General features: G+C 66.2%; 24 protein-coding genes. 11 read left to right on the top strand and 13 right to left on the bottom strand.

All coding sequences use genetic code 11. The features are described 5' to 3' along the window. Window positions 1–24: 24 nt before the first annotated feature. On the bottom strand, window positions 25–2,565 hold the full coding sequence (locus G7Y29_RS06295) for a DEAD/DEAH box helicase (RefSeq protein ID WP_196820206.1): 2,541 nt from the start codon (window positions 2,563–2,565) through the stop codon (window positions 25–27). Window positions 2,566–2,630: 65 nt separating this feature from the next. Continuing rightward, a complete protein-coding gene (locus G7Y29_RS06290; RefSeq protein WP_165003810.1) occupies window positions 2,631–3,710 on the bottom strand; it encodes a PAC2 family protein in 1,080 nt (359 codons plus the stop codon). 251 nt (window positions 3,711–3,961) lie between these two features. On the opposite strand from G7Y29_RS06290, the gene G7Y29_RS06285 reads away from it, so the two are divergent. Further along, window positions 3,962–5,050, top strand: a complete 1,089-nt coding sequence (locus tag G7Y29_RS06285) for a DUF4192 domain-containing protein (RefSeq protein WP_165003812.1) — start codon at window positions 3,962–3,964, stop codon at window positions 5,048–5,050. Between the two features lie 12 nt (window positions 5,051–5,062). Here G7Y29_RS06285 and galE read toward each other — a convergent pair whose 3' ends face one another. From galE to G7Y29_RS06255, 6 genes are all read right to left on the bottom strand, one after another. Then, window positions 5,063–6,052, bottom strand: a complete 990-nt coding sequence (galE, locus tag G7Y29_RS06280) for a UDP-glucose 4-epimerase GalE (protein WP_165003814.1) — start codon at window positions 6,050–6,052, stop codon at window positions 5,063–5,065. A gap of 10 nt (window positions 6,053–6,062) precedes the next feature. Next, window positions 6,063–6,764 carry a metal-dependent transcriptional regulator gene (locus tag G7Y29_RS06275; RefSeq protein ID WP_165003816.1) on the bottom strand — a complete coding sequence of 234 codons (702 nt, stop codon included), beginning with the start codon at window positions 6,762–6,764 and terminating at the stop codon, window positions 6,063–6,065. A 148-nt stretch (window positions 6,765–6,912) separates the two neighbouring features. Further along, a complete protein-coding gene (locus tag G7Y29_RS06270) occupies window positions 6,913–7,908 on the bottom strand; it encodes a sigma-70 family RNA polymerase sigma factor (RefSeq protein WP_165003818.1) in 996 nt (331 codons plus the stop codon). Between the two features lie 134 nt (window positions 7,909–8,042). Continuing rightward, window positions 8,043–8,477 carry a D-aminoacyl-tRNA deacylase gene (gene dtd, locus G7Y29_RS06265; protein ID WP_165003820.1) on the bottom strand — a complete coding sequence of 145 codons (435 nt, stop codon included), beginning with the start codon at window positions 8,475–8,477 and terminating at the stop codon, window positions 8,043–8,045. Next, window positions 8,477–10,027, bottom strand: a complete 1,551-nt coding sequence (locus G7Y29_RS06260; RefSeq protein ID WP_165003822.1) for a DUF7782 domain-containing protein — start codon at window positions 10,025–10,027, stop codon at window positions 8,477–8,479. The genes dtd and G7Y29_RS06260 overlap by 1 nt, the downstream gene beginning before the upstream one ends. After that, window positions 10,017–10,487: a DUF3099 domain-containing protein gene (locus G7Y29_RS06255; protein ID WP_165003824.1), complete on the bottom strand. Its 471-nt coding sequence runs from the start codon at window positions 10,485–10,487 to the stop codon at window positions 10,017–10,019. Before G7Y29_RS06255 ends, G7Y29_RS06260 begins: the two co-directional genes overlap by 11 nt. A gap of 62 nt (window positions 10,488–10,549) precedes the next feature. Here G7Y29_RS06255 and G7Y29_RS06250 point away from each other — a divergent pair, with 62 nt between their 5' ends. From G7Y29_RS06250 to G7Y29_RS06240, 3 genes are read left to right on the top strand one after another with little or no spacing between them, the layout of a single operon-like run. Next, a complete protein-coding gene (locus G7Y29_RS06250) occupies window positions 10,550–10,804 on the top strand; it encodes a DUF3039 domain-containing protein (RefSeq protein WP_165004253.1) in 255 nt (84 codons plus the stop codon). A 59-nt stretch (window positions 10,805–10,863) separates the two neighbouring features. Next, window positions 10,864–12,555 carry a DEAD/DEAH box helicase gene (locus G7Y29_RS06245; RefSeq protein ID WP_249399842.1) on the top strand — a complete coding sequence of 564 codons (1,692 nt, stop codon included), beginning with the start codon at window positions 10,864–10,866 and terminating at the stop codon, window positions 12,553–12,555. Window positions 12,556–12,566: 11 nt separating this feature from the next. After that, window positions 12,567–13,190: a DUF4190 domain-containing protein gene (locus G7Y29_RS06240; RefSeq protein ID WP_165003828.1), complete on the top strand. Its 624-nt coding sequence runs from the start codon at window positions 12,567–12,569 to the stop codon at window positions 13,188–13,190. Between the two features lie 65 nt (window positions 13,191–13,255). On the opposite strand, the gene G7Y29_RS06235 is transcribed toward G7Y29_RS06240, so the two are convergent. Then, entirely contained in the window at window positions 13,256–14,749 is a 1,494-nt protein-coding gene (locus tag G7Y29_RS06235) for an RNA polymerase sigma factor (RefSeq protein WP_165003831.1), read from the bottom strand. A gap of 161 nt (window positions 14,750–14,910) precedes the next feature. Then, the gene (gene ppgK / locus G7Y29_RS06230) at window positions 14,911–15,678 is read right to left on the bottom strand and encodes a polyphosphate--glucose phosphotransferase (RefSeq protein WP_165003833.1); all 768 of its coding nucleotides are present in this window, start codon (window positions 15,676–15,678) and stop codon (window positions 14,911–14,913) included. Window positions 15,679–15,733: 55 nt separating this feature from the next. On the opposite strand from ppgK, the gene G7Y29_RS06225 reads away from it, so the two are divergent. The 3 genes from G7Y29_RS06225 to G7Y29_RS06220 all read left to right on the top strand — a co-directional run bounded on the left by G7Y29_RS06225 (window position 15,734) and on the right by G7Y29_RS06220 (window position 17,021). Further along, on the top strand, window positions 15,734–16,432 hold the full coding sequence (locus G7Y29_RS06225; RefSeq protein WP_346727124.1) for an inositol monophosphatase family protein: 699 nt from the start codon (window positions 15,734–15,736) through the stop codon (window positions 16,430–16,432). A 9-nt stretch (window positions 16,433–16,441) separates the two neighbouring features. Then, window positions 16,442–16,603, top strand: coding sequence for a hypothetical protein (locus G7Y29_RS10975; RefSeq protein WP_346727123.1), 162 nt, complete (start codon window positions 16,442–16,444; stop codon window positions 16,601–16,603). 127 nt (window positions 16,604–16,730) lie between these two features. Continuing rightward, entirely contained in the window at window positions 16,731–17,021 is a 291-nt protein-coding gene (locus tag G7Y29_RS06220; RefSeq protein WP_165003835.1) for a DUF4193 domain-containing protein, read from the top strand. Here the strand turns inward: G7Y29_RS06220 and G7Y29_RS06215 are convergent, their stop codons facing one another. After that, on the bottom strand, window positions 17,022–17,516 hold the full coding sequence (locus tag G7Y29_RS06215) for a DUF3093 domain-containing protein (RefSeq protein WP_165003837.1): 495 nt from the start codon (window positions 17,514–17,516) through the stop codon (window positions 17,022–17,024). A gap of 61 nt (window positions 17,517–17,577) precedes the next feature. Between G7Y29_RS06215 and dut the strand changes: the two genes are divergently transcribed. The 4 genes from dut to dxs all read left to right on the top strand — a co-directional run bounded on the left by dut (window position 17,578) and on the right by dxs (window position 22,253). Next, the gene (gene dut / locus G7Y29_RS06210; protein WP_165003838.1) at window positions 17,578–18,051 is read left to right on the top strand and encodes a dUTP diphosphatase; all 474 of its coding nucleotides are present in this window, start codon (window positions 17,578–17,580) and stop codon (window positions 18,049–18,051) included. Between the two features lie 50 nt (window positions 18,052–18,101). Further along, window positions 18,102–19,025, top strand: a complete 924-nt coding sequence (locus G7Y29_RS06205) for a DUF3710 domain-containing protein (protein ID WP_165003840.1) — start codon at window positions 18,102–18,104, stop codon at window positions 19,023–19,025. Beyond that, window positions 19,003–20,268, top strand: coding sequence for a class I SAM-dependent RNA methyltransferase (locus G7Y29_RS06200; RefSeq protein ID WP_283248416.1), 1,266 nt, complete (start codon window positions 19,003–19,005; stop codon window positions 20,266–20,268). Before G7Y29_RS06205 ends, G7Y29_RS06200 begins: the two co-directional genes overlap by 23 nt. A gap of 68 nt (window positions 20,269–20,336) precedes the next feature. Continuing rightward, window positions 20,337–22,253, top strand: coding sequence for a 1-deoxy-D-xylulose-5-phosphate synthase (gene dxs, locus G7Y29_RS06195; protein ID WP_165003843.1), 1,917 nt, complete (start codon window positions 20,337–20,339; stop codon window positions 22,251–22,253). A 24-nt stretch (window positions 22,254–22,277) separates the two neighbouring features. Here dxs and G7Y29_RS06190 read toward each other — a convergent pair whose 3' ends face one another. Next, window positions 22,278–23,438: an HRDC domain-containing protein gene (locus G7Y29_RS06190; RefSeq protein ID WP_165003861.1), complete on the bottom strand. Its 1,161-nt coding sequence runs from the start codon at window positions 23,436–23,438 to the stop codon at window positions 22,278–22,280. Next, entirely contained in the window at window positions 23,438–24,061 is a 624-nt protein-coding gene (locus G7Y29_RS06185; RefSeq protein ID WP_196820117.1) for a DUF3000 domain-containing protein, read from the bottom strand. Before G7Y29_RS06185 ends, G7Y29_RS06190 begins: the two co-directional genes overlap by 1 nt. Window positions 24,062–24,180: the final 119 nt, after the last annotated feature.

Here is a 24,180-nt window from a genome sequence, read left to right as displayed (position 1 = left end):
CCATAAGGGGATTTGTTAGTTAGACTAAACTTTTTTCAACTCGAGGCGGCTGAGGCGAACCTCCCCGGCCGCATCAGAAGCATCCAGGTCGACCACACCGTGCAGCTGGAAAGCGTTGTCGCCCTCGGGGTCCTTGAAAATCTGGACCACACTCCACTCCCGGCCACCTTCTCCGGTGAGCCGGAAGTATTCGGGTCCGCGCGCATCGGCGTCGATGATGAGGTCGTCGTACTCCTCGAAGTACTGATCCATTTCCGCGGGCCAGTCGGGGGCGCGCCCAGGGTAATCATCCGTATCAAGGTAGGACACCATGTCCTCCAGCTGGTCCTCTTTCTCCAGAGCGAAAAGCTCGACGAGGCGGAAGAAGTAGTTGCGCACCATGACACGGAATGCGCGCCGGTTCGCGGTCAGCGCCGACGGGTCCTCGATACCAAACGCGAGCTCCCGCTCCAACGCCTCCTGGGTAATTGGTAAGTTCTCGTCGGCCATGTGGGCCCATTCGTCGATAAGCGAGGAGTCAACCTGCCGGACGAGCTCTCCCAGCCACGCGATGATGTCCGCGAGCTCCTCGCTAAGGTAGGCCTCGGGGATGGAGTGCGACAGGGTGCGCCACGCGTCCGTGAGATAGCGCAGGATCACGCCCTCGGAGCGGGCGAGGCCGTAGGTGGCGATGAGGTCGGAAAACGTCATCGCATGCTCGATCATGTCTCGCACGACCGACTTCGGGGAGAGCTCGAACTCCTTTGCCCAAGGGTTGCCCTGGGTGAACGTGTCGAGTGCCTCCTCCAGTTCCGGCTCGAGCGGCTTGGGGTACGTCACGTCCTCGATCAGCGCCATCCGCTCGGTGTAGTCCACCCCGTCAGCTTTCAGCGCTGCGATCTCCTCACCGCGGGCGGCGGACTGCTGGGCCTGAAGCAGCTGGCGGGGGTCATCCAAAATCGCCTCGAAGGTGGAGATGACGTCGAGGGTGTACGTCTCGGATTCCGGGTCAAGGACAGACAGAAACGCCAGAGCGAAAGGGGAGAGCGGTTGGTTGAGGGCGAAGTCCCGGTCCAACTCCCGCGTAAGCGTGTACGGGCGCATCGCCGGCGAGTCCGGGGTGCGCTCGACCACACCAGCGGTGATGAGCCCGCGGAAGAGCTCGACGGCGGTGAGGATGTCCCGGTTCTGCTTCGCCCGGCTGTCGTGGTTGCCCCGCAGCAACCCCTTCACGTGCTCATAGCCGTCACCTGGGCGGGCTACGACGTTGAGCAGCATGGAGTTGGACACCCGGAACTGGCTCGTCAGCTCCTCGGGCTCCGCGGTGGTGAGACGCTCAAACGTCTTCTCGGACCACGACACCTCCCCGTCGCGGGCCGACTTCTTGCGGATCTTTTTCAGTTTCTTCGGGTCATCGCCCGCCTTGCGGCGCAGCTTGACGTTTTCGATCTCGTGCTCCGGGGCCTCCACCACGACGGTGCCCTCGGTGTCGTACCCGGCGCGGCCCGCCCGGCCGGCAATCTGGTGGAACTCGCGGGACTTCACGATGCGCTGCCGTGTTCCGTCGTACTTGGCCAGGCCCGTCATCAACACGGTGCGGATGGGCACGTTGATGCCCACGCCGAGGGTGTCGGTGCCGCAGATGATTTTCAGCAAGCCCGTCTGCGAGAGCTTCTCCACGAGCCTCCGGTACTTCGGCAGCATGCCCGCGTGATGCACACCGATACCGCGGCGTACAAGGCCGGACAGTGTTTTGCCGAATGTGGTGGTGAAGCGGAAGTCCCCGATTTCCTCGGCAATGCGCTTCTTCTCCTCTGCGGTGACGAGGCTCATGCTCGTGAGCGCCTGGGCTCTCTCCGTGGCCTCGCGCTGGGAAAAGTGGACGACGTAGATGGGGGCCTTGCCACCGTCGATAAGCTCCTCGAGCGTCTCGTGCACAGGAGTGAACACGTAGTGGAAGTCCAGCGGCACCGGGCGCTGCGACCCACCGACGTAGGTGGTGGTGCGCCCCGTGCGCGCCGTGAGGTCGTCCTCGAGCCATTTCGTGTCACCCAGGGTGGCGGACATGAGCAGGAACTGGGCTTTGGGCAGTTCAAGCAGCGGAACCTGCCACGCCCAGCCGCGGTCGGGCTCGGAGTAGTAATGGAACTCGTCCATCACCACTTGGTCGATCGACGCGTTCTTGCCCTCGCGCAGGGCAATGTTGGCCACGATCTCCGCGGTGGCCGCGATGATCGGGGCATTTCCGTTGACGGTGGCGTCACCCGTCATCATACCCACGTTCTCCGCGCCGAAGATCTCGCACAGGGCGAAGAACTTTTCGCTCACCAGCGCCTTGATCGGCGCCGTGTAGAAGGTGCGCTGGCCGCGCGCCATGGCAATGAAGTGCGCGGCGTTGGCCACCATCGACTTCCCTGAGCCTGTGGGAGTGGCCAGGATGACGTTGTCACCGGTCAAAAGCGCCAGAGACGCCTCTTCCTGCGCGGGGTAAAGGGTGATTCCGCGCTCGCGGGTCCACGCGGTGAAGGCGTCCCACACCACCTCGTCGAAAAGCGATTCAGGGACGTCGGCGAGGTCGGGGAGCATGTCGGCGAGAGTCACGGTCTCTACCGTAGCCCACGGGTGCGACATGACCGGGCCGATGCGAGGCCCTACTGGTCGTCGTCGGGGTCCAGGTCCGGCTCATCCGCGTCCGGCTTATCCGCGTCCAGGTCTGAGGCGTCGGAGAGATCGGTGGTGTAGTGGCCCGCCAGCCGACTGTCCACGTCCTCCCCGAAGGGAAGGGCACGCTCGCCGAAGTGGTCGTTGTCGCGGTCGCCGATAGCCGACAGGAAGTTCTCGAATGCCTCGCCGATCTCCTCGCCGGAGGGCATCTGGGACTCACCCGGCATCATCGCGTTCGGGTGCCGGTCGCGGTATTCCTGCATCTCCGAGTCGTAGTGCTGTTCGAGCGCGGCCACGACCTGGGAAATCTCCTGCGAAGACACTGTCTGCTCCGACAGCTGGTGCGAGACGCGCTGGATGTCGCGCTCCAGGGAGCGCAGCGGGAACTGCAACTGGGAAGCATCGGAGACCGACTGCAGCAACTGGTACGTAGCGCTCGGGTACGGCGAGGCCGACACGTAGTGGGGCACGTGCGCGGTGTAGCCGGCGACCTTGCGGCCGCGCTTGTGCAGCTCGCGTTCAATCATGATCGCGGCCGAACCCGGCACCGTGACCATCCCGTCGAAGGTGAACATGGTTCCCACCATGTCCCGGTCATTGCCGTGCGCGGAGACCACCAGGGGGCGGGTGTGCGGCGCGCCCATGGGCGCGGCGTAGAGACAGATAGTTTGGTCAACGTCGAAGCGGTCGGCCAAGTCCGCAACGGCCTCGCTGAACGCCTCCCAGCGCAAATCGGGCTCGGGTCCGGACAACATCAGGAAGGATCGGCCCTCCGTGTCGCGCAAGACACGCATGTCCAGCTGCAGATCTTCCATGTTGGTGATCTCGCTGTGCGCCATAGTGACCACGGGGCGGCGCGAGCGGTAATCAATCAGCTCGTCGTTGCTGAAGGTGGCTACCGTGCGCGACTCGAGCGCGGCCTTGAGGTGTTCCGCCGCCCCTTCGACCGCGTGCCCGGCGTCGGCGTATCCCTGCATGGCAATAATGAGGGTCGGCCCTGCAGGACCGTCCCCCACGGCGGGGGCGGGGTACTCCAGTTCATACATGTGACGATCTTGGTCCGCCATCTGCGCTCCTTTGCATCCCTGGGCTGTTCTCACCCATCTAATCATTGCTTCGAACAACAAAGCCGGGCGCGGAAACATTCCCGCATCGAGCATTCCATTCTGCCCTACGCGGGTACTCGATGCCACGACCCCCGCAGTGTTCTGTGGATAAACGCGGCTTATCCACAGAAACCCGGCTACGAAGCGGATGGCGCGGAACCGGGACCGGCCCGCGCCCGTCAAACATGTACATGGCACATACACCAGACTCATTGAACGGACCATCAGACATCATTGCGGCGCTGCCGGGAATCTTTGGGTTCTACCCCCAGGAATCCACCGTCGTGCTCGGGCTCTACTCGGCGGACGACGGTACCAGCACTACCAGGCTCGGCCCCGTCATGCGCGCGGATCTCTCCCACACCCGCCACATCCTCCCCGTACTCACCGACACCCCCGGCGGTGACTGCTTCGCCTTCTACGCCATCGTCGTCAGCCGCATCCCCAACTCGAAACTCGTCGAGGACACGAAGGAGCTGCTTTTCCAGTTCGCCGACGACGAGGGCACCGCGCTTATCGACGCCTGCTGGCACGTTTCCGAAATCGCCGAAGGCACCCCGTACACCATCGTGTTCGGACCGAGCCCCGCGCAGCTTGCCGCAAACGGCATGGGCCGCGACTGGGTCTCCGGCACCGTGTCCAGCGTCGTGTCCTCGCCGTCGATGAAACCCCTGCTGCACAACGGCGGCCTCCCCGAGCTGGACCGCGCCGACACCTTCCGCTTCTTCGAACCGTGGGGCCCTAAGGCCCGTCGGCACCCGGACTGCGACCCAGAGCGCGCGACCGAGCGCGGGCTCGAGCTGGCCAAGCTGTGCGACGCCAAGGACGAGGAGGTTAGGGAGATCTTGGCCGAGGGTTGCATGATCCTGCACGAGGCGGAGGAGCGGCCACTGGTGCAACCGGTTGACCTCGACCCGCACCGAACTGTCTTCGGCAACCCCGGTGACGCCGTCGAGCTGGCCGCGATGCTGTCCCATAAGCGCTGCAGGGACATCCTGGTGATCGATGCGCTGGCGTCACCGCTACGCGCTGCGACGGCACTGCTGTGGGTTGCCAAGGCCTATCCCGGCGACATCCGCGCAAACGCGCTGGCCCTGTGGTCGACCATTGCCACTGCCCGCCAGCTGAGCTCGTGGGCCGTAGTGGCACTGACCTGTGCACAGGAGGAGGTGCCAGGCCACAGCTTGTCGGCAATGATGCTCACGATGCTGCACAACGGGCTGCAGGAACAGATGGCGGAGAACGCAATGGCCGGGTGCGCCCTGTCCTGGGCGGCTATTGAGACGGCTTCGGCGCCCTAAAGGTGGCAATCGCTACCGGCTCGCGCGGGTGGCGTGCGAACGCTCGCCAAGTTCAGAGGTGTATGCCCAGGCGTCCTCCACAATCCGCCGCAGGTGTGTGCGCGTCGGGTTCCAACCGAGCTCGCGCTGGATCTTGGCCGACGACGCGATAAGGACGGCGGGGTCGCCGGCGCGCCGGGGAGCGACCTCGGCCGGGATCGGGTGGCCGGTGACCTCTCTGCACATCTCGATGACCTCGCGCACAGAATAACCGTCGCCGGAGCCCAGGTTGTAGATCCGGTGCGTGCCCGGCTCGTTGGTCTCTAGTGCGAGCACGTGCGCGTCCGCCAAGTCTCGGATGTGGATGTAGTCGCGTACACAGGTGCCGTCGCTGGTGGGCCAGTCGTCGCCGAAGATCATGATCTTCTCGCGGTGCCCGAGTGCGACCTGGAGAACCAGCGGGATGAGGTGGGTCTCGGTCTTGTGGTTCTCACCGATCGCATCGTGGGCGCCGGCCACATTGAAGTAACGCAGGCTGGTCGCGCCCATCCCGTACGCCTGGCAGTAGGAAGTGATGGCGTAGTCAATGGAAAGTTTCGTCGCGCCGTACGGGTTTGTCGGACGTGTGGGCATGTCCTCGGTGATCGGCACCGTCTCTGGCTCCCCGTAGGTGGCGGCGGTAGAGGAGAACACGAGCTGCGCCACCTGGTGCGTCCGCATCGCGTCGAGAAGCTTGAGCGAGGTCACCATGTTGTCGCGCCAGTACTCGTGCGGCACGACCATGGATTCGCCCACGAGCGAGCGGGCGGCAAAATGCAGGACGCCGTCGAAATCGCCGCCGGCGAGAGTCTCATCGATGACGTCGGCGAGGGAGCCTTCCACCAGCGTCGCGCCCGCCGGCACCGCATCCCGGTTGCCGGTGGAGAAATCGTCGATGACGGTGACCTCGTGGCCAGCCTCCAGAAGCACCGCCGCGCACACGCTTCCCACATAACCGGCACCACCGGTGACTACCAATTTCACAGTGCTTCTCCTATTGCTCGTCGCGGGGCGCCGGGTTGACGCGGAACGCGTGCGCCACATCCTCGCGAAGGACAACGTCCTCACCGGACTGAGGCGAAAGGATGATGGCGCCGTCACCGCCACGGCTCAACGTGACTCCGTCCCCGATGCGGATGCCTGCGGTATGCAGCGCGCGAAACTGCGGGAGGTCGAGCTGCAAGATCTCGCTGATTTGCACCACGGTAGCCTCAACGGGCGAGCTCAGGTCGAGGTCGCTGGCGCGGGTGCCGTGCTCCAGCTCCGCGTCCTCCTGCACTCCCAGCTCAGCGAGCGCGGGGATCGGGTTGCCGAACGGGGAGCGGTAGGGGTTATCTAGGACGGCGACGACACGCTTCTCCACCTCTTCGCTCATCACGTGCTCCCAGCGGCACGCCTCTTCGTGCACGCGGGAGAGATCCAGCTGGAGAACGTCGGTCAACAGTCTTTCGGCCAAGCGGTGCTTGCGCATCACAGCGGTCGCGCGCTCGCGGCCGATTTCAGTCAAGGAGAGGGAGCGGTCCGCCTCGACAACAATGAGTCCGTCGCGTTCCATGCGTGCAACCGTCTGCGACACGGTGGGGCCAGACTGATCGAGGCGTTCGACGATGCGGGCGCGCATCGGCACGATGCCTTCTTCCTCGAGCTCGTACACCGTCCGGAGGTACATCTCGGTGGTATCAACTAGGTCACGCACGCTTGCCAATCCCTCATTCCCACTCATGCCGGCCGCTCACGGCGTTACCGCCGCCGCGCGCCTAGCCACACTCCGTCATATCCTAACAAACGCGCGGGCACGCCCCTCCGGAATGCGGAACCCAGCCAGAACTCGGGGACTGTACGGTCTACATCGCGTAGTCGCGCAGGCGGTCAGCCCGCTCGCCGACACGAAGCTTGGCCATGACCTCGCGCTCAATCTGGCGCACGCGCTCGCGTGAGAGGCCGAACTGGCGGCCGATCTGGTCGAGTGTGCGTGGGACACCGTCGTCCAGGCCGTAGCGCAGGCGGATCACATCTTGCTCGCGCTCCTCGAGGCCGCCGATGATGTCCTGGATGTCGTCGTGGCGCAAGCTGGACACCACCGCATCCTCGGCATCGGCCGCCTCAGCGTCCTCGATGAAGTCACCCAGCGGCGCTTCCTCATCCGCGCCGACAGGCATGTCCAGGCTCACCGGGTCGCGCGACTGGCGCAGCAACATCTCGATCTTGGACTCCTCAATGCCGGACTCCTCCGAGAGCTCGTCGTTCGTGGGCTCGCGGCCGAGGGACTGATACATCTCGCGGCGGATGCGCGAGAGCTTGTTCACCTGCTCGACGAGGTGGACTGGGAGGCGGATCGTGCGCGACTGGTCCGCCATACCGCGCGTGATGGCCTGGCGAATCCACCACGTCGCGTACGTGGAGAACTTGAAACCCTTGGCGTAGTCGAATTTCTCCATCGCGCGGATCAGGCCGAGGTTGCCCTCCTGGATCAGGTCCAGCAGCGGCATTCCGCGCCCCGTGTAGCGCTTGGCAAGGGAGACCACCAGGCGCAGGTTAGCCTCCAGCAGGTGGGAGCGGGCGCGGCGGCCCTGCTTGGCCAGGATCTTCAGGTCGCGCTTCTTGGCGCGAGTGAGCTGTGTGTCCGGATCGTCCAAGAGGAACTGGGCGTAGAGACCGACCTCGATGCGCTGCGCCAGCTCCACCTCTTCGGCGGCGTCGAGCAGCGCGGTCTTACCGATGCCGTTGAGGTACACGCGGACCAGGTCCGCCGACGGATTGTCATTAGTCTGGTTCCGGCGACTGCCGCGATCTACAGTTTCTTCCTGATCTGCGGCGGGAGCATGATCCGGTTGAGTCATGTGGGTTAGCCTCCTAGAACGGTTCGGGTCTATGGGCTCAACGCCCGGCGCGCCAATTTAGTTCCCGGGTGTGCCCCCCCGGGCGCAACAACTATTTCTGCGCAGGTGAGAGGGATTTTACTCCGGTGGGTGACCTACGTCTCGACGAGCAGAGTAAAGGGGCCCTCGTTGACGCTGGTCACCTGCATTATCGCGCCGAAGCGCCCCTCCTCGACGTGGATGCCTCGGCCCCGGAGCTCCGCTGCGATCTTGCGCATCACCGGTTCCGCACTCGCGCCGTCCGCCGCGTCCGCCCACGACGGCCGGCGCCCCTTGGCGGTACGGCCCATGAGGGTGAACTGGCTGACGAGCAGGACGGGCGCCCCGGTGTCGGCGACGCTGCGCTCGCCGTCGAGGATGCGCAGCTCCGCAATCTTGCGCGCCATCGTTTGCCACGCGTCGTCTGCGTCATCCCGCCCGATCCCGACCAAGGCGAGCACGCCGCCGGTGACGGCGCAATCGATCGCGCCGACGACTTCTCCGTCGACGCTGACGGAGGCGCTGGAGACACGGGTGAGGACAGCTTTCATCAGAGCACCGTCAGATCCGCAATGTCGGCGGGGATGAGCAGACCGTGGCGCACTAGGTCCACCGCAGCGGCTGCCGCCGACTGGGCAAGCTCGTCCGCCGCAGCGGCATCAAACCCGCGCGACGCGGACCACAGGCCGACCACGTCACCGAGGCTTAAGCCCCGCGGGTTGAGGCCGGCGAGGACGGATCGCAGCGTTTCGTCGATCTCGTGGGAGAACCTCGGACCGTCGGTGCGGGTGACGCGGGTGACGCGGTGCGCGAAGCCCATGCCGTTCTCCGCGTCGGCGACACTGACTTCCTCGAGAGCCAAACCCGGGCGAACGAGGTAGCGCGCGTCCAGCACGTCGTTGTGGCTGGTGCCGCGCAGCCATTCCATGCGCGCGAAGTACTCCTCGACCTCGGGGCCGAGCGGGTCAGTGAAGGGGTGCGCGACGGACTCTGCGGTGACCTCGGAAGGGGCGTCACCGATGTCACGGAGGAACACCCACCCGAAGCCGATCGCTTGAACGCCCTCTTCCGAGAAGTGTCGCAGCCAGCGGGTGGTGCGGGCAACGCCCTCGCGCGAGCGTGGGTCAACCGACTCGTCTCGCAACCACGTTGACACGTACAATCCCGGGTCCACTTCGTCGCGCTGCACTACCCACGCGGACACACCCGTCGGCGGCAACCACGAGGCAACTCGGCTTTGCCACGACCCGTCGACCGAGTGGATCCAGGAGGCGAGGATGTGCGCGGTGCCACCAGGGGTGAGATGCTCGGGAGCGGTTCCGACGACGAGCTTGCTTGCGTCATCCAGCCACAAACCCGAGTCCCGGTAGACGTGGCCCACCTCCGGCAGGCCCACCACGAACGGTGGGTTCGCCACCACACGGTCAAACCGCTGTCCCTTGACCGGCTCGAACCAGGAGCCTTCGCGCAGCTCGACGTTTCCGATCCCGTTGGCCGCCAGCGTCGCCCCCGCCAGATCGAGAGCGCGCGGGTGCACGTCGGTCGCGACGACCTCGAGGGCGCACCCCGCCTGCGCGACGGCCTGCACGCCCGAGCCGGTGCCCAGGTCCAGCACCGTCTCCACCGGCGAGCACGGGGTGGCCGACAGCAGCGACAGGGACGCCGAGCCCACGCCGAGGACGTGGTCTCGGCCGGGGACGTGCTCGGACATCGAGGCATCCAGGTCGGAGATGATCACCCGGTTCTCACCGGCGATGACGTGCGGGCGGATGTCAAGTGCGACCTGCGCCTCACCGGAGGGAAGGATGGTGGCCAGGTGGGCGTCGATAAGCGAAAGGGCGAGGGTGGGGGACAGAAGATCCGCGAGCGTATCGACGCCCACCGGCTCGCGCAGCAGGAAGAAGCGGATCAGGCCGGACAGGCGGGAGGAATCCCCGCACGCGTGGCGCACCACCCCCGGCTCGCCGCGGTAGAGGGCCTCGGTGGCGTCTGGGCCGAGGTGGGCGGCCACACCGTCGGCGGTGAACGACGCACGCGCCAGCGCCGCGGCGAGCTCGGCGGCGATCTCGGGAAGTCGGGGTTCGTGTTTCTCACTCATCATCGTGGTCGATGATAGCCACACCCGGTGACGCGTCCCGCTGGCGGGAATCCAGCGCGTGGCGGCGCTTAGCGTCAAGCTCCATCTCGTGCGCCTCCGCGCGGGCAACGGCGGGCTTGTACACGTTCTTTTGCCGCGGGTCGCGCTTTTCACCCTGACCGTTGCCGACCATCACCGCAACCCAGGGAAGCGGGATGGAGACGACGAACAGCAACGAGGCGAGCCACCAGTTGTCCCAGTACCAGGCGGACAGCATGGACAGCAGGATGAACGGGATGCGCAGCGCTTGAAGAACCATGTAGTTGCGTTCGCGCGAGCGCAGGTTCTGCTCGGGGGTGCGGCGGGCGTCGGTAATCAGCTCGCCCGCCCTGCGCCGGCCGCGGTGGAAGCGGCGCTTCGCGGAAGGGGCCTCCGGCTCGACGTCGACCGTGTAGGGGTCGCTGGGTTTATCCGCCGGGGTCATAGCCGCCCAGCGTAGCCCGGCACGGCCTGCGCAGCTTAATTTTTCCGCCGGAGTGGGGCATGATGGGGGCTGTGAACACGACGACTAAAACTCTCGAGCGCCCGGATCTGAGGGAAGATACCTCGTCAACCACGGACGACGGAACGCCCAAATTCTTCCACTATGTGAAGAAGGACCAGATTGTGAATTCCGCCATCTCCGGTCAGATGGTTGTGGCACTGTGCGGGGAGACGTTTCCCGTAAAGAAGCAGGCCAAGCCCGGTTCCCCGGTGTGCGCTGACTGCGAGCGCATTTACAAGGGGCTGCGCAGGAAGTGACCGTCCCGGCATCTGGGCCCCGGCTGCGCGCGTGGCAGCAGGAGGCCTTTGATTCTTTTATGGCCACTAAACCGCGCGACTTCCTCGCCGTGGCGACGCCGGGCGCGGGCAAGACGACATTCGCCCTGACCCTCTCCGCCGCCCTTCACGAGGCGCGCGACGTGGAGCGCATTGTCGTTGTCGTACCCACTGAGCACCTGAAGCACCAGTGGTCGGGTGCCGCGAAGCGTTTCGGGTTGTCGCTGGACCCGAACTTCACCAACTCCTCGGCCGTCAACCCGGCCTACGACGGCATCGTGGTCACCTATGCCCAGGTGGGAATGCACCCGTTCAAGCACCACGCGGTGGCCTCGGCGCGGCGCACTCTGGTGATCCTGGACGAGATCCACCACGCTGGTGACGCCAAGAGCTGGGGTGACGGCGTGCGGGAGGCCTACAATTCGGCCGAGCACCGCCTTGCGCTGACCGGCACACCGTTTCGTTCCGACGACTCCGCGATCCCGTTCGTCAGCTACGAGGAGGACGGCGAGGGCCACCTCGTCAGCCAGGCTGACTACACCTACGGTTACTCGCACGCGCTTGCCGACGGCGTCGTGCGCCCCGTCGTCTTCCTCGCCTACTCCGGTGAGGCGCAGTGGAAAGATTCCGCCGGCGAGGAATACACCGCGCGCCTCGGCGAACCGCTGAGCCCCGAGCAGACCGCGCGCGCCTGGAAGACGGCGCTGGACCCGAAGGGGGAGTGGATCGCCGCCGTCCTGCGCGCCGCGCACACGCGCCTGCGCAAGATCCGCGCCAACATGCCTGATGCCGGCGGCCTTGTCATCGCGACCGACACCACGACGGCCCGGGCCTACGCCAAGATCCTGGGCGGCATCAGCTCGACCCCGGTTACCGTCGTGCTGTCGGACGAGCCCGGGTCCTCGGCGCGCATCGACGAATTTTCCGCCTCCACCGATGAGTGGATGGTGGCGGTGCGCATGGTCTCCGAGGGCGTCGACGTCCCTCGTCTCGCCGTGGGAGTCTACGCCACCTCCGCGTCGACCCCGCTTTTCTTCGCCCAGGCTATCGGCCGTTTTGTTCGCTCGCGCATGCCCGGCGAGTCCGCCTCGGTGTTCCTGCCCTCGGTGCCCGTGCTACTGCGCCTGGCCGAGGAAATGGAGGTCTCTCGCGACCACGTGCTGGGCAAACCGCACCGCGAGTCCGGCTGGTCCGACGAGTTGCTTCAGCAGGCGAACCGCACCCAAGACGAGCCCGACGAGATGGCAGGTTACGAGTCCATCGGCGCGTCCGCCGAGCTTGACTCGCTAATTTTCGACGGCTCCACGTATGGAACCGCCACGGTCGCAGGTTCCGCTGAGGAGCAGGACTTCCTCGGCCTTCCCGGGCTTCTCGATGCCGAGCAGGTGCGAACTCTTCTGCAAAAACGCCAAAGCGAGCAGCTCGACGCGCGGGAGGCGCAGGAGCGGGCCCGCAAGGAAGCGGAGCGCAAGGCCGCCGAGCGAGCCGAGATCCTCGGCGAGGCGCCCGCGCCCCCTGGCGGAACCCGGCCCTCTGCGCAGAAGGTCGCCGCAGACGAGATCCCGGAGTTGCGCCGCGAGCTCAATGCGCGCGTCTCCGTGCTCGCGGGCCGCACGGGCCGGCCGCACGGATCCATCCACAACGAAGTGCGCAAGGCATGCGGTGGGCCCCCGACCGCCCTGTGCAACGCCCAGCAGCTCCGAGACCGGATCGCGTACCTGCGCGACTGGTAGCGTGTGAGGGTATGACGAACCCGAACAATTCAGATCCCAACGGTTTCTCCCACCCGGAGGGTTACTCCGAGTACAACCCTCAACCGGAAGCCGGCAACCACCACGGTGTCGGGGATAACGGAACGTACGGCCCCGACTTCAACAGCCCGTTGGGTAACGGGTATGGCACCTCTAACCCGGACAGCGCGTTCAGCAACGACTACGCGTCTTACGGCCCGGCCGGTGCCGCCGGTTACGGCGCCCCCGTTCAGGAACAGAACGGCATGGCCCTCGCCGCCCTCATCGTCGGCATCATCGCGCTGTTCTCCATCTTCTTTGCACCGGTCGCGGCGCTGGCGGGCATCGCCGCCATTATTCTCGGCGTACTCGGGCTGCGAAAGGCCAAGGCTATGGCGCCCGGCAACAATCGCCGGGGGATGTCTATCGCAGGCATCGTGACGGGTGCGATCGCACTGCTGCTCGCCATCGCTCTCATGGCGTTCCTTGGCACCGTGATCAATGAGATGGTCAACAGCGGGCTCGTCGAGCAATGCGAACACCTGCAGAACGACCCCGAAGCGTTCGAGGCGTGCGTCACCGACTTCATGGAGAACGACCCGGACTCCCCGCTGAACACCCAGGGCTCTTCGCAGTAGTATCCCCGTTAGACAGAAACGGCCGCCTCACAACGAGGCGGCCGTTCTTCTGGGTTAACCGTGTTCTAGTCCAGGTAATCCCGCAGCACCTGGGAGCGCGACGGGTGTCGCAGCTTGGACATGGTCTTGGACTCAATCTGGCGGATGCGCTCGCGGGTCACGCCATAGACCTGGCCGATTTCGTCGAGGGTGCGTGGCATGCCGTCGGTAAGCCCGAAGCGGAGCTTGACCACGCCAGCCTCGCGCTCGGACAGGGTATGCAGCACGTCCTGCAGCTGGTCCTGGAGCAGGGTGAAGGAGACAGCGTCAACCGCGACGACGGCCTCGGAGTCCTCAATGAAGTCGCCGAGCTGGCTGTCGCCCTCGTCGCCAATCGTCTGGTCGAGCGAGATCGGCTCACGCGCGTACTGCTGGATCTCGAGGACCTTCTCCTCGGTGATGTCCATCTCCTTCGCCAGCTCCTGCGGCGTCGGCTCGCGGCCGAGGTCCTGCAGCAGCTCGCGCTGAATGCGGCCGAGCTTATTGATGACCTCCACCATGTGCACCGGGATACGGATAGTGCGGGCTTGGTCAGCCATGGCGCGGGTGATCGCCTGGCGGATCCACCACGTGGCGTAGGTGGAGAACTTGTAACCCTTGGAATAGTCGAACTTCTCCACTGCGCGGATGAGGCCGAGGTTACCTTCCTGGATCAGGTCGAGGAAGGCCATACCGCGGCCTGTGTAGCGCTTGGCCAAGGAGACCACGAGGCGCAAGTTAGCCTCGAGCAGGTGGTTCTTCGCCTTGCGGCCGTCGCGGGCCACGGCGCGCAGGTCGCGTTTGACGGCCGGCGTGAGCTTGGCATCCTTGTCCCCCTCGGCGGCGGCCCGCTCCATCTCGTCCAAGCGGTGCTGGGCGTAAAGCCCGGCCTCGATGCGCTTGGCCAGGGAGACCTCGAGCTCGGCGTCGAGAAGCGCGACCTTGCCGATTTGCTTCAGGTAGGCGCGCACGGAGTCGGCCGAGGCGGTGAGCTGCGCATCCTTGCGCGCCTGGCGCAGGGCGGCCGATTCTTCGATGTCCCAGACGGAGGAGGCCTCCTCGGCGTCCTCTTCTTCTGCGACGTCGTCCTCGACACCCTCTACGGCTTCTACTTCATCGACATCATCGACATCATCGGCACCGCTGACGAACTCTTCGTCGTCCTCGCCAACTAACGGGTCGAAGTCTTCGTCGTCGGCGGTAACGGCATCGTCGATAGCAGTGTCGTCGGTGACGACACCGGGGAGCTCGTCCTCATCGTCGCCGTTTGTGCCGCCGGGGTGGGCGGCAGTGGCCTTCTTAGCCGTCGGCTTCTTGACCGCCTTTTTCACAGTCTTCTTGGCGGTCTTCTTCACAGCCTTCTTAGCTGTCTTTTTGGCCGTCTTCTTCGCTGTCCGCTTAGTTGCCTTACGGGCAGGCGTAGTAGGCGCGGCGGCTGATGCCTCGCCCGAATCGTTCCCGGCGACGGTTTCGACGCTACTCACGCTCTCGTTTCCGGAAGTCTCGCTGGCTGCCACGTACGCCCTTTCACTCAAACTCATAGTGGGTTCCGCTTTCTTAGACAACCCACAGTACGCAAACTGGGCTGCAATTTCAGGAACGGCAAGTCTAACAACCGCCTACTTACTGCCTATATCCCGGCCTACGCTACTCGCACGTCGCGGCGCGTCGGCCGCGCCACGCGGTCGGTGATGCAACCCTTTTAGGGGTTGAGGTGCTCCGCGGCGGCCATAGCGGCGCCGACAATTCCGGCGCGGTTGCGCAGCTTCGCGGCGACCACCGGGGTCTCCACTGTGAGAAGGGGCACCCAGCTGTCCGCGTCCTCCGAGATGCCGCCGCCGACAACAAACAGTGCGGGGTTAAAAAGGCGGTCGAACTCGCGCACCACGGTGTCGACGCGTCCGGCCCACTGCTCGAAGCTCAGCTGCTCGCGGTCCTTCACCGCCGACGACGCCTGGTGCTCCGCCTCGGCGCAGCCCACGGTCATGTGGCCGAGTTCGGTGTTGGGGAAGAGCCGGCCGTCGATAAAGAAGGCGGAGCCGATTCCGGTGCCGAACGTCAGAAAGATCACCGCGCCGTCGCGGATCTGCGCGCCGCCGAAGGCGACTTCCGCGAGGCCGGCCGCGTCGGCGTCGTTGAGCACGGAGATCTCGCTGGTGTCCAGGCGGCGCGCGAGCACCTCGTGGGCGTTGGTGCCCACCCATGCGGGATCGACGTTGGCGGCGGTCAGCGCCACCTGGCCTTTGATCACGCTGGGCAGCGCCACACCGACGGGGCCCGTCCACTGCGCGCGGCGGGCGATCTCGGCGATAGTGTCCGCGACCGCTTCCGGGGTGGCGGGCTGCGGGGTTTCGATAGTAATTTGCCCGCCGACGAATTCACCGGTGCTCAGATCCACCACGGCGCCTTTGATTCCGGAGCCGCCAACGTCAATGCCGAGGGCGCAGGAGGTGCGCGCGTGGTTAGTCATGCGGGCAAGCATACAAAAGGTCGCGGTGCCCGGCTCGGCGGTGCAAGATGAGGGCATGGCTGTTGATGTGAACGAACTGCGTTGCTTGTGCGCCGACATTGCGACCCGCGCGGCCGAGCTGGTGAAGCGCCAGCGCGCCAACCTCGCCGCCGCGGGGGAGCTCACCGCCTCGGGTACGAAGAGTTCCGACGTCGATCCTGTCACCGTTGTAGACAAGGCCAGTGAGGAGCTGATTGTGGGCGAGATAGCTAATCGACGCCCGGGCGACGGGATCCTCGGGGAAGAGGGCACCGACACTGCCTCGACGACGGGGGTCGAGTGGATCATCGACCCGATCGACGGCACCGTCAACTTCCTTTACGGCGTGCCGCACTACGCCGTCTCCATCGGCGTGGTGGTCGATGGCGAGCTGGCGGCGGGGGCAGTGTGCAACCCGGCAACGGGTGAATTATTCACTGCAGCCGCCGGCCAGGGCGCGACGCTGACCCTCGGTACGGAAACCACGCGTCTGCGCGCTTCGGCGGTGACAGAAGTCGCACGTTGCCTCGTGGCCACCGGTTTCTCGTACTCCTCCGAGTGGCGGGCGGACCAGGCCAACATCCTCACCTCGGTCCTACCCGCGGTCCGCGACATCCGCCGCGCCGGATCAGCTGCCCTCGACCTGTGTGCGGTCGCCGCTGGACGGGTCGATGCCTACTACGAGCACGGCACGCACCCGTGGGACTACGCAGCCGGGACTCTCATCGCTTCTTAGTCCGGCGCTGTGGTCCGCCACCACGGCCTGCGCGCCGACGGAGCCGAGGGAGGGCTCACCGCGGCGGCGGCCCCCGGCGTGTGGGCAGACTTCAGCGCCCTGCTGCGTCGCGCGGGGGCGGACGCGCCACTGCACAAGAACACGTGCAACGATCCTAATGTGGGGCTGTGACCTGCAAAGATGACAGGGTGACTTTCGTGCTTTAGTATTCCGCTCAAAGTGAACAAGTTGGCCACCTATTCTTCATCTCGGAATCGGTGCCCGAGACGCAGGAAAAGCACCAAAAGGAGAGCCGACGATGGCTACTGATTATGACGCGCCACGCCGCCGCGTGGACGACGAGATTGAAGCCGACTCACTCGAGGGTCTCAAGGCCGCGGAAGTCGCCGGCAGCAGCATGGACGACGAGGGTGAAATCGTGGATTCCTTCGAGCTGCCCGCCCAGGACCTTTCCGGCGAGGAACTCAACGTCACCGTGGTTCCGCGCCAGGAGGACGAGTTCACCTGCGGTTCGTGCTTCCTCGTGCAGAAGAAGAACCGCCTCGCCTACGAGGACGGCGACACCGCCATCTGCCTCGACTGCGAGTAGTTAACCCGCCTGGCCAGGCAGAAAGGTGCGGATCAGCTCGTCGGGGCTCTTCGACGCGATGAGCCAATAGGGGGTCGGGTCCTCCGGATCATCGAGTACTAGCAGTGCGTGCTCTTTGACCCAGCTGCGGGAGACCAGAAACGCCGCTGGGTCGAGCTGCCTGCCCAGAGCGTTGCGGCGCGCCGACTCGGGTACAACCATCGACCGGCTGACCACCGTATCCGGTAGATTTGCCCCTTCGACTGACAGCCAGCGGGTGCCTGTCGCATCCTGCTCGACCTGGATGATGGTCCGCGACATCCAGAAGAGGAACCAAACCACAATCGCGCCGGTGACGAGCAGCGGGATGACGAACCAGAAGATGTTGCGATTCAGCGCGAACTGCGCAGCGAGCAGCAGCGACAACGCCGCGCCAGCCACCCACATGTACCACGGCGCCCACTGCCGCTCGCGGTAGAGAACCGTGGTTGCCAGAGCGTTCCTAGAGTCAGTCACGCATGCAACTTTAGTTTAGGTTCCCGCAGTGGCGGTATTGCGCTGCCGTAGTGTGGGTCCAGTGAATAAGTGTGACGAGAGCACAGAGCGTATCGACGCCCCGCCACTGCGCATCAAACGACTGGACCCGGACGTGCCCCTGCCGGTGCGGGCGCACCCCACCGACGCGGGCGCGGATCTGACGTCCACTGAGGACGTTGTCCTCCAGCCAGGGGAGAGGGCCCTGGTGGGCACCGGGGTTGCCATTGCGCTTCCGCCCGGAACGGTGGGCCTCATCCATCCGCGGTCGGGCCTGGCCGCAAAGCAGGGGCTGAGCATCGTGAACACCCCCGGCACCATCGACGCCGACTACCGAGGCGAGATCAAAGTGTGCCTGCTCAACACCGACCGGACCACGCCGATTGAGATCACGCGCGGGATGCGTATCGCCCAGCTTGTCGTGCAGAAGGTGGAGCTGGTGGATTTTGTGGAAGTCTTCGAGCTCGACGATACCGAGCGCGGTGCAGGCGGCCACGGGTCCACCGGAACGCACTAACCGCCCGCATAGCGCTACAGTCGTGGGCGTACAAAAGGAAGGTGAACATTATGGCCATGTGGCCTTTTGGCAAGAAGAACACGAAACCTGGAGAACCCGCTGCACCGGCTGAACCGGCCGGCGCGCGTTCTGCGGAGCCCTCGGCGGCCGACAGCCGCGGTGAGGCAGCTCTGCGAGCCGACGCGGACGCGACCGTCGCCGTTGAGGACGCCGACACCGCGGTGGCGGCCGCGACGACGGAGATTAGTGACGCACCCGAGGCCGGCCCCGTGAGCATTGCCCACGACGCGGTCAACGGCAGCACTGGCCCCTTCGACGGAGACAACGTCGACATCGACGAGTTCGATTTCACCGACTTCTCCAACGTCACCCTCAACCTCGGGTCAATGAAGGTTCCACTGCCCACCGACAGCCAGGTGCAGGTAGAGATGGGCGAGGCAGGCCCAAAGATGGTCCACATTGTCACCCGCCACGGCCGGGCGACCCCGGTGGCATTCGCCGCGCCGCGCACCGGCGGCATGTGGGAGGAGTCCTCCGAGGAGATTGCCGAGGGCATGCGCTCCGAAGGCATGCCGGTCGGGTTTGAGACCGGCCCGTGGGGCCGCGAGATCGTGGGCACCGGCACCAACGGAATCATCCGCATCATCGGCGTGGAAGGCCCGCGCTGGCTTTACCGCGTCACCCTCGCGTCCCCGAGCGGCAAAGAGGACGAGATGGCAACACTCGGGCGCGAGCTCGTCGCCCGCAGCTTCGTCTACCGCGGCAACGACCCCATCCTCGCCGGTAATTCACTGCCTGTCGTCCTGCCGCAGCAGCTTGCGCAGCAAGTCCAGCAGGCCGTGCAGGCGCGTGCCGTCCAGCAGGGGCAGGCGCAGCAGCCGCCCGCCACGGGCACGCCGACCGCCCTGAGCGAGGCCATGAAGAAGATCATGGACATCAACAAGGTCGAGGGTGAGCGCAATAACGGAAACTGACGCTCCCGTGGTCGACCTGGACATCACCGCCATGGCGCACGGCGGTGAGGGAATCGCGCGTATGGAGGACGGCCGCGTCGTCTTCGTCGCCGGCGCCATCCCCGGAGACAGGGTTCGCGCGAGCCTGCGCAAGGTAAAGAAGCGGTGGGCGAGAGCCGAGCTGGTGAGTGTGATCGACGCTTCCGCCGACCGCGTCCCCCCCGCATGCCCCGCTGCCGCCCTGGGGGCAGGATGCTGCGACTACTCGCATATCAGCCCGGATGCGCAGCTCGGCTTCAAGCGCGAGGTGCTCGCCGGCCAGCTGGGTGCGCTAGCGCGGCGCACCCGCATGAGCGACGTGGACACCTCCGCGGTCCAGCTCGAGCCGACCACGGGGTGGCGCACCCGCGTACGCCTCGGCGTCGACGCCTCCGGGCGGGCCGGGCTGCGTCGAGCCCGGTCGACTGAGCTGGTCACCGAGGCCACCTGCACTCAGGCCGCACCCGGGCTCCTCGACGGCATCGTCGGGCCCGGCGCTCGCACCTTCACGCCGGGTGCGGAGGTGATCGCGGTGCTCGACAGCGACGGGCAGCGCCATGTGGTCGAATCAACGCGCGCGCAGCGCGGCCGCCGCGTGGAAAAGGTGGACCGTGTCCTGGAGGGCACCGGAAACGTTACCCAGGACGTCGATAAGCATCAGTTCCGCTTCCCGGCGACCGCTTTCTGGCAGGCGCACGCCGCCGCTCCCGCATCGTATGCGGGTATTATCGAATCCTGGGGCGCGGGCGACTACGCGCGACGTACCGGATGGGACCTCTACGGCGGGGTCGGCGCGTTCGTGCCCGCGATCGACGCCGCGCTCGGCGGGGCGGAGCGGATCGACTCCGTGGACTATTCGCCCTCGGCGACCCGGGCTGCGCAGGACACCCTGGAGGGTTTCAACCTGTCCGTGCACAACTCAACCGTGGAGAAAGCGGGCGGGCTTGCCGCACCGGGTCTGGTCGTGCTGGACCCGCCGCGCTCAGGGGCCGGTTCCGGAGTCGTCGGCATGATCGCGGACACCGCACCCGAGCGCGTCATCCACGTCGGCTGCGACCCGGCCACCTTTGCGCGCGACCTCGGCTACTGGGGCGAGCGCGGGTTCGGCCTCGCCCGCATGACGCTTATCGACGCCTTCCCCAACACGCACCACTTCGAAATCATTGCGCTTCTCATGCCCCGCGCTGACCTCGGCGACACCGCGACTACTGCGCCCGGTGCGTGAAGTGTAAACTTCGTGGGAATGCAGGCGCGTCGGCCGCGCAATTAGGGCAAAAGGAGCGATAGTTCACCGTGAACCTTCTGGACGCGATCACTTCGCCGGATGACGTCAAGTCGCTGAGTCTCGACGAGCTCGGGGAGCTCTCCGATGAGGTCCGCCAGCTCCTGATCGACAAGGTCTCCGCCACCGGCGGCCATTTGGGGCCGAACCTGGGTGTAGTCGAGCTGACCATCGCGCTGCACCACGTCTTCGAGTCCCCCCGCGAACCCCTCATTTTCGACACGTCACACCAGTCCTACGTGCATAAGGTGCTGACCGGCCGGGCCAGCCAGTTCGACACCCTGCGCAAGAAGGGCGGGCTCTCCGGTTACACCAGCCGCAGCGAATCCGAGCACGACTGGACCGAGTCGTCTCACGCTTCTGCGGCGCTGTCCTACGCGGACGGCCTGGCCAAGGCTAAAGAGCTCGCGGGCGCCGGTGAAGACCGTGTCGTCGCGGTTGTCGGGGACGGCGCGTTGACCGGCGGCATGTGTTGGGAGGCGTTGAACAACATCGCCGCGGGCGAGCGCAACGTGGTCATCGTGGTCAACGACAACGGCCGCTCCTACTCGCCGACCATCGGCGGTTTCGCCCGCAACCTCACGCGGTTGCGCGACCAGCTCGCGCAAATCCGCATGCAGCGCTCCTACGACGAGGTCATGGAGACGGGCAAGAAGACACTGAAATCCATGGGTTGGGTCGGCGAGCGCACCTTCGAGGCACTGCGCGCCATCAAGGAGGGCGTGAAGTACCAGGTCGTGCCGTCCGAGATGTTTCCCGAGCTGGGCATGAAGTACATCGGCCCGGTCGAGGGCCACGATCTGAAGGCGCTGCTGCAGGCGTTCTCCTACGCGCGCAGCCACGACGGCCCCATCATTGTCCACGTCGTCACCGAGAAGGGCCACGGCTTCGCCCCGGCTGTTAACCACGTCGCCGACCAGATGCACTCCACCGGCGTCATCGACCCCATCACGGGAGAGGCGCTCACCGCCTCCGTTCCGGGCTGGACCTCGGTGTTCTCGGAGGAGCTGCTTAAGGCGGCGCACCAGCGCTCCGACATTGTCGCGATCACCGCGGCGATGGCTGGGCCAACGGGTCTGACCCCGTTCGCCGAGCAATTCCCGGAGCGCTTCTTCGACGTCGGCATCGCCGAGCAGCACGCGGTGACATCCGCCGCCGGCATGGCCCTCGGCGGGCTCCACCCCGTGGTGGCGATCTACGCGACCTTTCTCAACAGAGCCTTTGACCAGCTGCTCATGGACGCCGGTCTTCTCAGCCAGCCCGTTACCCTCGTGCTCGACCGCTCCGGAGTCACCGGCTCCGACGGCGCCAGCCACAACGGTGTGTGGGACCTTGCCATCGCCTCGATCGTGCCCGGCATCCGCATCGCCGCGCCGCGCGACCCGGCGCGCCTGCGCGAGGAATTCAACGAGGCAATCGCCCACGGGACCGGCCCGACCGTCGTGCGGTTTCCCAAGGGCGATATTGGCACCGATGTTGACGCTGTGGAACGCCTCCCTGGCGGGACCGACATTCTGTTCCGCCCGGCGGGTGAGGCGGCGGATGACGAGCTTGAGATCCTGCTCGTGGCTGTGGGGAGCTTCGCGGAGAACGCCGTCGTCATGGCCGAAAACGTGGCGGGAGACGGCCTGCGTGTCACCGTCGTCGACCCGCGCTGGGTGATTCCGATCGACCCGGTGCTTATCGCCATGGCTGCCGGAAGCGACATGGTGGTCGTGTACGAGGACGGCATCGTGCGCGGCGGCGTCGGATCCGCGCTCGCTGAAGCCCTCGCGTCGGCCGAGGTAGACACCCCGCTGCGCCAGCTGGCGTTTCCTGACGTCTTCCCGCTGCACGGCTCCCGCACGGAGATCCTGCGCGAGTACGGGCTCGATCCGGCATCGGGCGAGGCGCAGCTGCGTGAGTGGGCGGAGAGCCTGCGCGACTAGTCCGGGCGGCTGTTTTCTGCGCAGCTATTTTCCGCGCAGCGCCTGCGCGGTGACGGGTGACACCGCGTCGACCTGCCACGGCCGCGCCCCTGCGCGCAGGAGCTCACGCGCAACGCTGTCCGTGTCACCCGGTACACCCTCCCACACAACCTTGCGCAACAGCGCCGGCTGCAGCAGTACTTCAGAAGCAATCGACAGGGAGCCAGCGAGCTCTGCCAGCGCCTCGCGCGCGGCGACGAAACGCTCCCATGACTGCGGGTGGTGGCGCTGCCACGCGGATTTGCTCGGCGGGTTGTCGTCGCGCTCGGCGGCGGCGGCGGGCCACCGGGTGGGAGACACGTGATAGGCCTGCGACAACACGTCGAACCACTTGTCGACCGCACCCCGGCGACGCGCCGGAAACCCGCGCACCCGAGCGAGTTCGGCGGGAGTGCGTGGTTGGGACCGCGCGATCTCGACGAGCACTTTCGAACTCAGCAGCGCGTGAGGCGACGTATCGGTCCGCCGCGCCCGGGTATCGCGGTACTCCCACAACGTCCGGGCGATTTCGAGCCCGAGGCCGGAGGGGACCGTCGATAAGCCTTTGAGGTCGCGCCAGGATTTCACCGGCGTGGGCGGAAGGGAAAGCAGGTGAGTGAACTCCTGGGCTGCGGCATCGAGTTTGCCTGCGGCGTCGAGTAGTTCGGTGAGGCCCTCTGCTAGATCGTTAAGGTGAACGACGTCGAGGGCAGCGTACTCCTGCCACTCACCGGGCAGCGGTGTGGCGGACCAGTCCTCGCGGCCGTGGCCCTTGTCCAGGGTGACACCGGTGAACTCGTGGACCATCGCGGCCAGGTTCGGGCGCTCGAAACCGGCGAGGCGGGCCGCCAACTCAGTGTCGAACACGGTACCGGGGTACAGCCCGAGCGCGGCGAGGCTGGGCAGGTCCTCACCCGCGGCGTGGAGGATCCAGTCGGCGCCGTTGAGCACGGGTGCGAAGGTAGAGCGCACCGCGTCGCGGTGTCCCTCTGGGGCGATCAGGAACGTGCCAGCCCCGCGGCGGTGGACCTGCACGAGAAAGGCGCGGTCATCGTACCGGAACGACGAGGCTCGTTCGGTGTCGACGGCGAAAGGCCCACACCCAGCAGCCAGCGCGGTGGCGGCGGAGTGGAACGTGGTGGGGTCGTCGACAAGCGAAAAGCGCACTAGCGGGAGCCGAGCTGGGCGACGCCCTCCGGCGGCAGGCCGGCGACGTGCGCGAGGACCTTGGCAAAGGCCTCAACATGGTGGGACAGTTCAATGCCCTCCGCGGTCCAGGAGGCGCGCATCTCCAGCTGGTAGGCGCGCGGCGGGCCGCCGATCTCGCCGAAACGCACCGACGCTGTGGAGGTCACCGTGCCGCCGAGGTTGGTGTAACCCGCGCCGGTGTCGGCGAGCGACTCGTTGAGCCACTGCCACGCCACGTCGGGAAGCAGGGGATCGGACGCCACCGCGTCGTCCATGTCCGCCTGGATGTAGGCGACCAGGCGCATCGAACCCTCCCAGGCCTCCTCGGCGTCGGGGGAGTGCAGCAGGATGAGGCGGCCGAACGCATCGCCCTCGGAATCGATGGGCACAGTGTCGGACTCGCCGCGCGTGACCTCCAAGCCGACGGCGTGGCTGTAGGGAGCCGGGCGCTGCGGCGGACGGATGGTGCCGAGAGTTATCTCCGGGCGCAACTTCGCCGCGTGCATGGACTCAACGGCCGCCGTGAATTCCGCAGGCGACGACGCGTTCTCGCCGGCGCCAGCCTGCGGTGCGGGGGTCTGAGAGGAGGTCTCGGAATTCATCACGGCTTTACGCTAATCTCGCGCCCGCGCGAACGGGGGAGGCGCGCCGTGGTGTCCGGGGCGCGGGTAGACTGGCCTACGACTTTAGGTTGATGCGCCCTCGCGGAGGGCAGGAAAGG

The sequence above is a fragment of the Corynebacterium qintianiae genome (assembly GCF_011038645.2).
Lineage (GTDB): Bacteria > Actinomycetota > Actinomycetes > Mycobacteriales > Mycobacteriaceae > Corynebacterium > Corynebacterium qintianiae.
The sequence above is the reverse complement of the archived record's forward strand: the minus strand, read 5'-3'. Positions and strand labels throughout refer to the sequence as shown.

Coding starts and splice junctions, on each gene's coding strand:
- G7Y29_RS06240 (WP_165003828.1), top strand. CDS start 12,567: ATGACGAACCCGAACAATTCAGATCCCAACGGTTTCTCCCACCCGGAG.
- G7Y29_RS06250 (WP_165004253.1), top strand. CDS start 10,550: ATGGGGGCTGTGAACACGACGACTAAAACTCTCGAGCGCCCGGATCTG.
- G7Y29_RS06290 (WP_165003810.1), bottom strand. CDS start 3,710: ATGGCGGACCAAGATCGTCACATGTATGAACTGGAGTACCCCGCCCCC.
- G7Y29_RS06270 (WP_165003818.1), bottom strand. CDS start 7,908: ATGACTCAACCGGATCATGCTCCCGCCGCAGATCAGGAAGAAACTGTA.
- G7Y29_RS06235 (WP_165003831.1), bottom strand. CDS start 14,749: ATGAGTTTGAGTGAAAGGGCGTACGTGGCAGCCAGCGAGACTTCCGGA.
- G7Y29_RS06255 (WP_165003824.1), bottom strand. CDS start 10,487: ATGACCCCGGCGGATAAACCCAGCGACCCCTACACGGTCGACGTCGAG.
- G7Y29_RS06245 (WP_249399842.1), top strand. CDS start 10,864: ATGGCCACTAAACCGCGCGACTTCCTCGCCGTGGCGACGCCGGGCGCG.
- G7Y29_RS06185 (WP_196820117.1), bottom strand. CDS start 24,061: ATGAATTCCGAGACCTCCTCTCAGACCCCCGCACCGCAGGCTGGCGCC.
- ppgK (WP_165003833.1), bottom strand. CDS start 15,678: ATGACTAACCACGCGCGCACCTCCTGCGCCCTCGGCATTGACGTTGGC.
- G7Y29_RS06225 (WP_346727124.1), top strand. CDS start 15,734: ATGGCTGTTGATGTGAACGAACTGCGTTGCTTGTGCGCCGACATTGCG.
- G7Y29_RS06260 (WP_165003822.1), bottom strand. CDS start 10,027: ATGATGAGTGAGAAACACGAACCCCGACTTCCCGAGATCGCCGCCGAG.
- G7Y29_RS06205 (WP_165003840.1), top strand. CDS start 18,102: ATGGCCATGTGGCCTTTTGGCAAGAAGAACACGAAACCTGGAGAACCC.
- dtd (WP_165003820.1), bottom strand. CDS start 8,477: ATGAAAGCTGTCCTCACCCGTGTCTCCAGCGCCTCCGTCAGCGTCGAC.
- G7Y29_RS06220 (WP_165003835.1), top strand. CDS start 16,731: ATGGCTACTGATTATGACGCGCCACGCCGCCGCGTGGACGACGAGATT.
- G7Y29_RS06295 (WP_196820206.1), bottom strand. CDS start 2,565: ATGCTCCCCGACCTCGCCGACGTCCCTGAATCGCTTTTCGACGAGGTG.